Source organism: Streptomyces sp. NPDC001920, assembly GCF_053594495.1.
Map to the genome: position 1 here is coordinate 160,918 of NZ_JBSFEP010000008.1, position 12,052 is coordinate 172,969.

The window sequence follows — 12,052 nt, forward strand, 5'->3', positions numbered from 1 at the left end:
GTGTCGTCGTTCCCTCCAGTAATTCAGACCGTCATCGAGCAGTCTTCACGCGTCCTGCAAACGTATGCCGTGGACCCTGGTCTCGTGGCCGAACACGCTAACGGAGAGCGCCGCATCACTCAGGGCGGATATGGTGATCGACAGCTCTTCGAACTCGTCCAGAACGCGGCCGACGAAATCGCCGACGGGCCCGGCGGGAAAGTGCACGTCGTCCTCACGGGAACCCATCTGTACTGCGCGAACGAAGGAAGTCCCGTCACCCCTGAGGGCGCGGAAACCATTCTTCGGATGAGCATGTCGAAGAAGCGCGGAGGACAGATCGGAAGGTTCGGGGTCGGCGTGAAATCCGTCCTCGTCGTGACTGACACACCTGAATTCTTCAGCACCACCGGAAGTTTCGGATTCGACCGCGCCTGGTCCTACGAGCAGATCAAGTCCGTGCCGGGTGTGACGGCGCGCTACGGCTCGGAGTTCGACGCTCCCGTCCTGCGCATGGCCCGTCCGCTCGACATGCAGGTCGAACGGGCTTCTGATGGCGTCCTCGACGAGCTGCTGACCTGGGCGACCACGGTCGTTCGCCTGCCCCTGCTCCTCAAGGCCGATGATCGGCTGGGTCGGGACATGCACGGCGGTCGTGCCAAGGACCACGGCGAGCCCCGTGACGAGTTCCCGGTCGGCTTCCAGCTCTTCTCGCCGCATGTCGCGAAGGTCGTGCTGGAGGACCGCCGGCCCCGCCCTGCGGCCCGCCGCGTACTGACCGCCCGGCAGGACGGAGATCTGCACACCGTAGTCGAGGAGCGGACCGGGAAGGCCGTTGCCACCGAACGGTGGCGGGTGTTCACCACGAGCCACGAACCCGGCCCCGCGGCCCGCGCGGACGCCGGTGAGCTGCACGACCGGCTCTCGCTCGAACTCGCCTGGGGTGTACCCGCATTGGAGAAGGACGCGGAGAGCGGTCTGTACATCAGCCCGCGGTCGCGCGGTCGCGGCAAGTTCTGGTCCTTTTTCCCGACCAAATATGAGATGTCGCTGAGCGGCATCCTCAACGGGGCCTGGAAGACCAACGAGGACAGGCAGAATCTGCTCGACTCCTCGCCCTTCAACCAGGAGATGATCAGGGTGTCGGCCAAGCTGGTCGTCGGCTCCCTCCCCGCCCTCACGCCCGCCGAGGACCCGGCCGCCTACCTCCCGCTGCTGCCCGGCCGTGTGAAGGAGGCCATCAGCTGGGCCGACGAGTTCCTGACTCGGGAGATCTGGGACCGCGCCGCGGACAGTCCGTCGTTGCCCGACCAGGACGGCGTCCTGCGGGTCCCGACCGAGCTGCGGGTCCACCCTCGGCTCGACAGGGACCTGAAGAAGCTGTCCACCTGGCTCCGGATGTGGCACGAGTGCCCCGGGCGTCCCTCGAACTGGCTGCACCCGAGCGTCGAGGCGGACTCCCTGCGCTCCGGGAAGGTCGAGCACATCCTCGCCGCGGCCGGGCACGGACGGACCGACGTCCGCGAATGGCTGGAGGCCCTGGTCGAGAGCGGTACCGCCGAAGCGTCGGCCGTGGCCATCCGCATCCTCGCGGACATGATCAAGGTCCGCTCCCCTTACGCCGATGAGGCGCGCAAGGCCCGCATCGTACTGACCGAGGAGCACGGTCTCGTCGCCCCCGTACACGGCAAGGTGTTCCGCCGCGTCGATCAGGGCGGACTGCGCGAGTCCCTGGTGTACGTGGTCGACCAACTGGCCCAGGACCCGTCGCTGATGTACGCGCTCAGCGTCCTGGGCATTCGGGAGGCCGATGTCGAGGGCCGGTTCTTCAGCGTTCTCGACCAGGGCTTCGGCCACTACAGCCAGTCGGACTGGGAGCGGTTCTGGGAGTTGTTCCGCCAGGCCGGGGCCCATCGAGTGGCTCACAAAGTCCTGGAACGGGTGCCCACGCCGGGCTCGACCCTTCGCGTGCGGACTGCCGACGGCCGGTTCCGACCGATGGAGAACTGCATGCTGCCGGGTGTCGTGGTGGACGCGAAGCGCGATCCGAGCATCGCCGTCGACATGGCATTCCACTCCGACGACACTCACTTCTTCTCACAGGTCGGCCTGCGCGAGCGACCGTCCGGTGGCGTGCAGCCCATGGCGGACGAGGCCTGGTTCGAGGAATACCGCGCAGCCGTGCACGCCGCGTACCTGCGCAGCTTGGAAAGCCGCGCCCCCCGCCCGGCACTCAACCGGATGAAGGTCGAGGGCGCCGCGATCGGTGGCCCTCTCCACCTCTTCCGTGCTCTCTCCGAAGAGTCGCGCGCGGCCTTCCTGAAGGTGCTGCCCGACGACGCCGTGGTGGACAACTGGACGCTCCAGATCGGCGCGCAGACGAGCACCCGGCAGGCGGCGGCCTCGCCGATCCGGTGGATGCTGAGGAAGTACGGCACGGTCGCCACCTCGCAGGGGATCAAGCCGCTGACGGAGGCCGTCGGCCCCCAGCTCGCTGCCTACCGTGACGTCCTGCCGGTCGCCGACATCTCCCCTGAGAAGGCCCGCAAGCTTCGGCTCCCGACCACAGTCGACGAGGTTCCCGCAGACCGCTGGGACGCTCTCCTCGAAGAGGTGTCCCGTAGCGAGGACGACTCCTTCGTCGGCGCGACCTACGTGATGCTGACTCGCTTCGGTGCTGACTTCCCCGAGGACTCCCTGACCCGGTGTCGGATCGGCGACACCTGGGACACCCGCCCCGACGACGAAATCACCCTCGCCGTCAACGCCGCCGAGTACCGGGCGCTCCGTGCCGAGCACCTGCCGGCGCTGCTCGTGCCGAGCGCCGAGGACGCCGAGCTGATGGTCGAGAAGTGGGGCATGCTCCGCTACACCGATGTGATCAGCCGGGAGACCCGCGAGGTGGCCGAGGGTGATCCAGTGCCGCTCGTCGAGCTGTACCCGGCCCTCCGACAGCGCCTGAACAGCGGAAACCGCAACAGCCTGGTTCAGCGCTGCACCGAGCTGGAGGAGATCACTCGCACGCCCAATGGCACACATGCCACACCGCTCAAGGCGGTCAGTCAGAACGGCATCGTCAAGGTCCGCGTCCCGCTGGACCCCGAGCCGATGCTGATCCTGATCGACCACGAACTCGGGCTCGGGCTCGGAGCGGCCGGGTGCCGGGCCGTACTGGAACACCAGGACCGCATGGCGCGGGACAGCGAGATGAAGGCCGCGCAAAAGGCCGTACGCGACGCCGCGGACGTGGTCGCCAAGATCGAGCTGCTGATCGGGGCGGAGGCATTGCGTGCCGGGCTCCCTGAGGGATTGATGGAGGCCGAGCTGCAGGCGAACGACGGCGTGGAGCCGTCCGGACGCCGGATCGCGCAGATGGCGTTCAACGCGCACGGCGACGGGGTACTCCAGCAGCACGCCCGGGACATCCAGGCGCGCTTCCCCAACGCTCCGGTCGGCTACACGGGTTCGTCGGCCGCCATCGCCTTCGTCTCGGACCTGAAGCTGCCTGTCGCGTTCGCCGGCTCCAGGACTCCGTCCCCGCCTGCCTTCGAGACGGTCGAGGGCCCTCGGGACTTCCCGGGCCTCCACGACTACCAGGAGGATCTGGTCCGGAACATCTCCACCATGCTGGACCGGCTGGCTCCGCAGCGCGGCATGCTGTCCCTGCCCACCGGCGCCGGCAAGACCCGTGTCACCGCCGAGGCCGTGATCCGCTGGGTCAAGCGGTTCGGTGACCTCAAGGGTCCTCTGCTGTGGATCGCGCAGACCGAGGAATTGTGCGAACAGGCGGTTCAGAGCTGGAAGTTCGTCTGGAACAAGGTCGGCGCGGAGCGACCGCTCACCATCAGCCGGCTGTGGAGCACCAACGAGGTCGGAAACGTCGTCGACCACCCCCACCTGGTGGTCGCGACCGATGCCAAGCTGGAGCGGTGCCTGGCCACCGACCAGTACGCCTGGCTGCGACAGGCCGTGCTGGTGATCGTGGACGAGGCGCACACCGCCATTTCCAAGCGGTACACCGAGATCCTGGGACAGCTGGGACTCACCCAGTACGAGACCGGGCGCCATCTGCTCGGTCTGACCGCGACCCCCTTCCGCAACACCAACGAGGAGGAGACCCGCCGGCTGGTCAACCGCTTCGGCAACCGACGTCTCGACGAGGGGGTCTTCCCGTCCGGGGATCCCTACCGGGACCTGCAGGAGTGGGGGATGCTCGCTCAGGTCGAGCACCGGACCCTGAAGGGCGGCAAGATCGAGCTGACCCGGGACGAGAAGACCCATGCCGACCGCATGGCGATGCTCTCTCGCTCCGCCGAGCAGCGACTCGCCGACGACCACGAGCGAAGCCGTCGCATCGTCGACGAGGTGGCCGCTCTGCCGGAGGACTGGCCGACGCTGCTCTTCGCCACCTCCGTGGACCACGCGAAGTACTTGGCGGCCATGCTCAACGACCGCGGTATTCGCTCCGCCGCCGTCGACTCGACCACCAGCGCCCAGGACCGTCGCACCCGCATCGAGAATTTCCGAAACGGCCGCATTCGGGTGCTCACCAACTACGGTGTTCTCACCCAGGGCTTCGACGCGCCGGCCACCCGCGCCGTCGTCGTGGCCAGGCCGGTCTACAGCACGAACGTGTACCAGCAGATGATCGGTCGCGGCCTGCGCGGACCCCGGAACGGCGGCAAGGACAGCTGCCTGATCCTCAACGTGAGCGACAACATCGAGAACTTCGACACCCAGCTCGCATTCACCCAGTTCGAGCACCTCTGGAGCCGTTCGTGATCGACGCCTACCTCGACAGCCCTCCGCTCACCGAGGAGCAGCGGGCCGTGGTCGAGCAGCGCTGGGACGCCCGCGTCCTGGTGACCGCCGGCGCGGGGGCCGGTAAGACCCACACACTGGTGCGCCGGCTCGACGCGCTGTGCGGGAACGAGGACGCCGAGGAGGTGCTGGAGGCCTCCGAGATTCTGGTGCTCACCTTCTCCAGGGTGGCGGCTCGGGAGCTGGCGGAGCGAATCGCCCGGCACGGTGAGCGCGCCCGTCGGGTGCGGGCACAGACCTTCGACGCCTGGGCCCATGGGCTGCTGCGGCAGTCGTATCCGGACAAGGACTGGAGTGCGGTCTCCTTCCTGGAACGGATCGAGGCCGCTGCCGGTGCGGTCGAGATGGGGGCGCTGGAGGCCGGTGACGCCGTGCCCCCCGCGCATGTGGTCATAGACGAGGTGCAGGACCTGCTGGGCGACCGCCGAGAGCTCGTGGAGACGCTGCTCGATCGCTATCAGGAGAGCTGCGGCTTCACCGTGGTCGGTGACGCCGCACAGTCCGTCTACGGCTTCCAGATCGCTGACCTGGCCGAACGCGCCGATGAAACAGGCCGGTTCTTCGACTGGCTCCGTGCTTCCTACCCGGACGACCTCGTCGAACTCCGCCTCACCAAGAACTTCCGGGCGGTCACCCCGGAGGCCCGGATCGCACTGCCTCACGGGCCGCGCCTCCAGAACGTCTCGGATGCCGACGAGGCCGCGGCCCTCTACGAAGAGATGCGCGAGCTGCTCCTCGATCCGGCGAACGGCATGGGCTCCTTCACCGACCCGTTCGTCCTCGACGGACTGCGCGACTTCCCTGACACCTGCGCGATTCTCACCCGTGACAACCCGCAGGCCCTCCTCGTCTCGGAGCTGCTTCACGAGCACGGCGTGAACCACCGGTTGCGACGCCCCTTGGAGGACCGTCCGGTCCCGTACTGGGTGGCCGAGCTGTTGCGCCGCACGGAGTCCGCGACGCTCTCCGAAGACCGGTTCCGTTCGCTGCTGGCGGCGATACCCCTGCCGTTCGAGCCGAACCCGGACACCGTGTGGTCCGTGCTGCGTCGCGCCGCGCGAGGACCGGGGCGAGACGTCCTCGACCTGGACCGGCTGCGCCGTCTGGTTGCCGACGGCCGTTTCCCGGACGAGCTGGCCGATCCGGAGACGGCACGCATCGTGGTCTCCACGGTGCACCGGGCCAAAGGGCTGGAGTTCGACCGGGTGATCGTCCTCGCCCCGCCGACCGTCGCGGAGTTGCGGCAGCAGTTCAAGGAGGAACTGGACCTCCCGGCCGAGGCCCGCGCCCTGTATGTGGCCCTGACGCGTGCCCGTCAGGACCTGTATCACGCGGATCGACCCGATCTGCCGGTCTTCAAGCGAGCCGGTGGCAGGAAGAACGGCCGCAGGTTCCTGGGCGGCTGGAGACAGTACGACCGCTATGGGATCGTCGGCGAGTCCGGTGACGTATGCGCGGACAGCCCTCCCGGCCACGAGACCGACGCCGTGGCGACCCAGGCCTACCTTCTGGAACACGTCGCTTCCGGCCACGAGGTCGTGTTGCGCAGGCGGCACGACCTGCCGCTCGGCGAGTGGCAGAGCCCGCCGTACGCCCTCCTGCACCACGGACGGGAGATCGGTGAAGTCTCGGAGCGGTTCCGGCAGGAGCTGTTTCAGGTGCAGAAAGTGAACCGCGGGTGGGACCCCTGGTGGCCCGACGAGATCCACGGGCTTCGCGTCGACATCCTGGAGTCCGTCGCAGGCAGCACTGCCGCCGGCGCGAACGCCGGCCTCGGTGACCGAGGTGTGTGGATAGCGCCCCGCATCACCGGAATCGGAAGGTACCGACGGGCGGACGACGAGGAGCAGCGCGCATGAGCGGCACGAAGAACCGGCACGCCGAGCACTACCGGGTTCGGGACGAGGAGCTGCTGTTCGGCCTCCGCCGCGAGCTTTTCGGCCCTGCGTGGGAAGCCGCTCCCGAGGACCGACAGGAGGTCCTTGCCCAGGACGCCCCGATCGACCGCTACCTGACCGGTGTCCTCTACCCGAGGTCGGCGGACGACCAAGCCGAGCAGAGGATGCTCGAGGACGAGGCGGAGCACGAGGGTCTGGACATGACCCCGCTGCGTACACGCGACAACACGGAGGAGTCCGGGACCGCGCAGGAGGTCGGCGCCGCCGGGTCCCGCCGGCCGTCCTCCATGGGGCTCACCTTCGCGATCGACCCGGGCATAGGCGATTCCGTCGTGATCAGTGCCCGGGCCGCCGCCTACCGGCCCACGGACGCGGACGGCAACCCGGTCCCCGCGCGTCGGGCCGAGGCCCGCACCACCTCCGACCAGCAGGAGCACTGGCGTCGTGAGGAACTCACGCTGCCGGACACCACTGTGGACGTGACCACGCCCGCACCCGACCTGCGGTTCGAGTTGGCCGACGGAGTGGCGCTGCGCGTCAACGTCCGACGGCCCGACGCGCGGCTGGGCACGGTGACCGTCACGGTGACCCTGGTCAACACGCACAAGGTCGGCGAGCGGGAGCTGCAGGACGCGTTCTCCCTGTTCCAGTGCGGGCTCGTCGTCCGCGCGTCCGACGGATCCAGCGCCTTCGTCGAGCGTCCCGCCCCTGACCTCGCGCACGACCCGGACGTAGCCACCAGCCGTCTGTTGCACCGCCACGCCCCGACCTTCGCCGTCGGTCACGGCTGCGCCGCCGAGTGGGATTGGACGCCTCCGCCGATCGGTATGACGGACTCCCGACGGGCCGGTGTGTCCGAGGTGCGAAGCGCGTTCGTGCCGACCGTGGAGGTGCTGCTCACCGACTCCAACCCGGATATCGACAGCTCCGCTCTGTCCATGCTCGGTCTGGCGGAGCGCCCGGACACGGAGGTCGTCGCCGCGCTGGAAGCGCTCGCCATGGGCTACGAGCGGTGGATCGACCGCAAGCAGGCCGAGGCCGACGCCCTGATCGGCGGTGCGTACGAGAAGGCCGCCCGCGACCAGGTCGACGCCTGCCGCGAAGCGCTGGGCCGGATCCGCGAGGGAATCGCCCTCCTTCGTACCAAACCCGATCTGATGCGGGCCTTCCGATTGGCCAACCGAGCCATGGCCGACCAGCGGGCCCGCAGCGCCTGGGTGAAGAGGGGCCGCCACGGGGCTCCCGAACCGGACAAGGGCCGCTGGCGGCCGTTCCAGATCGCCTTCGTCCTGCTCTGCCTGGCCGGCATCGACGATCCCGAGCACCGCGACCGAGAGGTCTCGGACCTCCTGTGGTTCCCCACCGGCGGTGGCAAGACCGAGGCGTATCTCGGGCTGATCGCGCTCACCTCCTTCCTGCGCCGGATCCGGCTCCGTGAGGACGGCGGAGGCGTCACCGTGCTGATGCGGTACACGCTCCGCCTGCTGACGCTCCAGCAGTTCGAGCGCGCCACGATCCTGCTCTGCGCGATGGAGCAAATTCGTCTCGGCAACCTGTCGGAGCTGGGCGGCGAACCGTTCTCCCTCGGCATGTGGGTCGGTGAATCCGCCACACCCAACAAGCTGAAGGACGCGAACCAGCAACTGGCAGAACTGCACAAGGACCTCGACAAGCGCCTGGCGACCAAGAACCCGGTTCAGCTGCATGCCTGCCCCTGGTGCGGCACCCGCCTGGACGCCCGCGCGTACGAGGTCGACGAGGACGCCAAACGCATGTACGTCCGCTGCCCGGGCGCAGGCTGCGACTTCGCGAACGGTCTGCCCGTCCATCTGATCGACGAGGCGGTGTACGACGCCCGGCCGACGCTGGTCATCGCCACCGTCGACAAATTTGCGTCCATGCCGTGGCGTCCGGCCACCGCCGCCCTCTTCAACCGGGACGACCCCACCGACCGCACACCACCACCCGAGCTGATCGTCCAGGACGAGCTCCATCTCATCTCCGGTCCGTTGGGCACACTCACCGGTCTCTACGAGACCGCCGTCGACGAGCTCGCCGGTCGCCCCAAGGTGATCGCCTCGACTGCGACCATCCGGCGCGCCGCCGACCAGGGCCGCAGCCTCTTCGACCGCGAGGTCCGCCAGTTCCCGCCCGCGGGCCTGGACTCCCGGGACTCCTGGTTCGCCGTGGAGACCCCTCGCGAGGAGAAGGCGAGCCGACGTTACGTGGGCCTCTTCGCCCCGGGCACCAGCCAGTCCACGCTGCTCATCCGCACCTACGCGACTCTGCTGCATCGGGCGAAGCAGGCGAAGACCTCGGACGATGTTCGGGACGCCTACTGGAGCCTCGTCGGCTACTTCAACAGCCTCCGGCTGCTCTCCGCGGCCGAACTCCAGGTCCACGACGACGTCGTGGCGTATCTGGAACTGCTCGCCGCACGCGAGGAAACCACCGTGCGTTCCATCGCCAACTACTCGGAGCTGACCAGTCGCATCGACGCCAGCGAGATCCCGGCCCGCCTCAAGGGCATCGAGCGGGCATTGCCCGACCCGGATGTCGTGGACGTCCTCCTGGCCACCAACATGATCGCCGTCGGCGTCGACGTGGACCGGCTCGGCCTGATGGCCGTGATGGGCCAGCCCCAGACCACTGCCGAGTACATCCAGGCCACCAGCCGCGTCGGCCGCGCCCACCCAGGCCTGGTCTCCGTGATGCTCAACGCGACCCGCTCGCGCGATCGCTCCCACTACGAGAACTTCCTGCACTTCCACTCGGCGCTCTACCGCGAGGTCGAGTCGACGTCCGTCACTCCCTTCTCCGCCCGCGCCCGCGAGCGAGGACTGCACGCGGTGATCGTCGCGTTGACCCGGATCATGTTCCCGGAGGCTCGGCCCAACGAGGCCGCAGGCATGGTGGAGTCGTACGCGCACCGCATCCGCGACGAGATCAAGCCCGTCCTCCTCGACCGTGTCCGCGCTGTCACCCCCGAGGAAGCCGACGCCGTCTCCCGGGCCTTCGACGAGTTCCTCGACTGGTGGTGCGACGAAGCCGACATCCACAACGGTCTGCTCTTCGAACCGAAGAAGGGAAGGCGCATCCCCTCGCTTCTTCAGCCGTACGACGACGAGGCCGAGAACGCCGAGGCCTGGCCCACCCTGTGGAGCCTGCGCGACGTCGATGCCGAGTCCGTCCTGTTCATGGAGGCCACCCGATGACCCCGCCCCCCGCGCGCCGTCGCCGTTCGGGCGTGAACGGATCTGCGCCCGCCCACAACCTCCTGCGTCGCGGTGCGGTCCGTCGCGCCCAGGCGATCACGACGTACGGCGTAGGTTCGCTGATCGCGGTGGACCATGAGTCCTTCGTCGTCTCCGGCCTGAACAAGGCCGATGAGCACTGGAGCATGGACGAGGCGCCGCGCATCTACGAACGTCGCCTCGCTCGCATCCTGAATGTCGAGCACTTCCGGCTGCCGCCCGCGTCCGACGAGCACAGCAGGGACGGCATCCGCGTCCGCCGCTTCCCCCTCATGCATTCCTGCCCCGAGTGCAACGAGTTGCGCCGCCACCGCGAGTTCAACCCTCCACCCGGCAAGAGCATCTGCGGCACCTGCGAGGCTGATCTGGTCCCCTCCCGCTTCGTGATCGCCTGCGAGGTCGGCCACCTCGACGAGTTCCCGTACTGGCATTGGGTCCACCGCGCCGCAGGGCGCGGCACGACAACCGTCGGCCAGTGCGGCGGCACGCTCAGGCTGCGCACGTCCGGCCGTAGTTCCTCGCTGCGCTCGATCCTCGTGTCGTGCAGCTGCGGAGTGCCCGAAGTGTCGATGGAGGGTTCCTTCCGCAAGAGCGCGCTGAAGGACCTCGGTCTGCGTTGCCGAGGCACCCGACCGTGGCTCGGTACCTCCGTCCCGGCGGAGTCCTGCAGCCGCACTCCACGCACCCTCCAGCGTGGTTCCTCCGCCGTCTGGCAGCCGGTGCTGAAGTCTGCGCTGTCCATCCCGCCGTGGAGTGACGGACGGGCGGACTTGCTTGCTCCGTACTGGGATCGGCTTCGCGAACTGGACGGTCGAGCAGAGGTGGAGGATCGCCTCAAATTCGTCTTCGGTGACGACATCCCGGTGCCCATCGACGAGGTGATGGCACTCCTCGCCGCGGAACGCGAGGAGGACCCCACAGGCGACGAGGTTCGCTCTTTCGACCACCGCTACCGTGCCTTGCGCAACAAGGAGTACGAGCGCCTCCGCGCCGGCAACGACGAGCGTGAGCGCTCCCACACTGAGCAGTTCATCTGCGAGACTCCGCTCACCTCCCCAGCCGCTCTCGACGGCACCGGCGTCACAGGGCCCATGCTGGTCAAGAAGCTCCGCGAGGTCCGCGCGCTCAAGGCGTTCACCCGACTCGCCGACCCCAACTCGGCCACCGAGGCTTACGAAAGCTCGCTTTCCGAGACTCGTCTGAACTGGTTGCCCGCCATGGAGGTACGCGGCGAAGGCGTCTTCCTGCGTCTGGCGGACGATCCGCTCGCCGCTTGGGAAAAGCTCCCCGCAGTGATCGACCGCGGGGAGCGTGTCCGTAGCGCACACCAGCGTCTGATGGAGCAGTGGGCTTCGGACCCCTCCCAGGTTCAGCCCTCCCCCGCTACCCCGCGCATGGTGCTGCTGCACACCTTGGCCCATGTGCTGATCAACGAGTGGAGCCTGGACGCCGGTTATCCGGCCGCGGCTCTTCGTGAACGCCTCTACGCCGACGAGGAGATGGCTGGTCTGCTCGTCTACACCGCCACGAGCGACTCCGCGGGAAGTCTCGGCGGCCTGGTCGCTCAGGGCGAGCCCGAGAAGCTGGCGAACGCCCTTCGGGCGGCGATCCGTCGGGCCTGCTGGTGCTCCGCCGATCCCCTGTGCATCGAGACCGAAGCCTCCGGCACCGGCGGCACGAACCTGGCCGCCTGTCACGCCTGTGTGATGCTTCCGGAGACGAGCTGCGAGCACAACAACATCCTGCTCGACCGCGCATTGCTCGTCGGCACACCGGAGGACCCCGACTTGGGTTTCTTCTCGAAGGTGGTGGATGCCTGACGGACCCCGGTTCAGGGGTCACGGCAACGACAGTTCGAGGAGAGCGAGACGCGTAGGCGGTCGGGCAGCCGGCGTTCTTCGGCGACGAGAACTCCGGTGCCGTGTTTCGCACCGTCACATCACGACGGTGCGTCAGGGCACGCGCTTGGCCGTGCCATCCGTCAGGAGGCCCACCCACCCACGTCCGCGGCCCGCCCCGACCAGGTGCACCCCTCCCCAGCCGATTGGGTGTCAGTTCCCCGGATGGCGGCCTCGATGAGCGGTGGGGGAGATATCGGAT

At 68.4% G+C, this 12,052-nt stretch carries 4 protein-coding genes; all 4 read left to right on the top strand.

Going from position 1 to position 12,052, the window contains the following annotated elements:
• Genes ACWCPI_RS15825 through drmB form a run of 4 tightly spaced genes read left to right on the top strand, consistent with a single transcriptional unit; the run spans position 1 to position 11,772 of the window.
• Positions 1–4,761 carry a DEAD/DEAH box helicase gene (locus ACWCPI_RS15825; protein WP_451038655.1) on the top strand — a complete coding sequence of 1,587 codons (4,761 nt, stop codon included), beginning with the start codon at positions 1–3 and terminating at the stop codon, positions 4,759–4,761.
• Positions 4,758–6,659: a UvrD-helicase domain-containing protein gene (locus tag ACWCPI_RS15830; protein ID WP_451038656.1), complete on the top strand. Its 1,902-nt coding sequence runs from the start codon at positions 4,758–4,760 to the stop codon at positions 6,657–6,659. The genes ACWCPI_RS15825 and ACWCPI_RS15830 overlap by 4 nt, the downstream gene beginning before the upstream one ends.
• Positions 6,656–9,913 carry a helicase-related protein gene (locus tag ACWCPI_RS15835; protein WP_451038657.1) on the top strand — a complete coding sequence of 1,086 codons (3,258 nt, stop codon included), beginning with the start codon at positions 6,656–6,658 and terminating at the stop codon, positions 9,911–9,913. Before ACWCPI_RS15830 ends, ACWCPI_RS15835 begins: the two co-directional genes overlap by 4 nt.
• The gene (gene drmB / locus ACWCPI_RS15840) at positions 9,910–11,772 is read left to right on the top strand and encodes a DrmB family protein (RefSeq protein WP_451038658.1); all 1,863 of its coding nucleotides are present in this window, start codon (positions 9,910–9,912) and stop codon (positions 11,770–11,772) included. The genes ACWCPI_RS15835 and drmB overlap by 4 nt, the downstream gene beginning before the upstream one ends.
• Positions 11,773–12,052 lie beyond the last annotated feature (280 nt).

Bases quoted from the DNA above. Each gene is read 5' to 3' on its own strand.
- ACWCPI_RS15835 (WP_451038657.1), top strand. From the start codon at position 6,656: ATGAGCGGCACGAAGAACCGGCACGCCGAGCACTACCGGGTTCGGGAC.
- drmB (WP_451038658.1), top strand. From the start codon at position 9,910: ATGACCCCGCCCCCCGCGCGCCGTCGCCGTTCGGGCGTGAACGGATCT.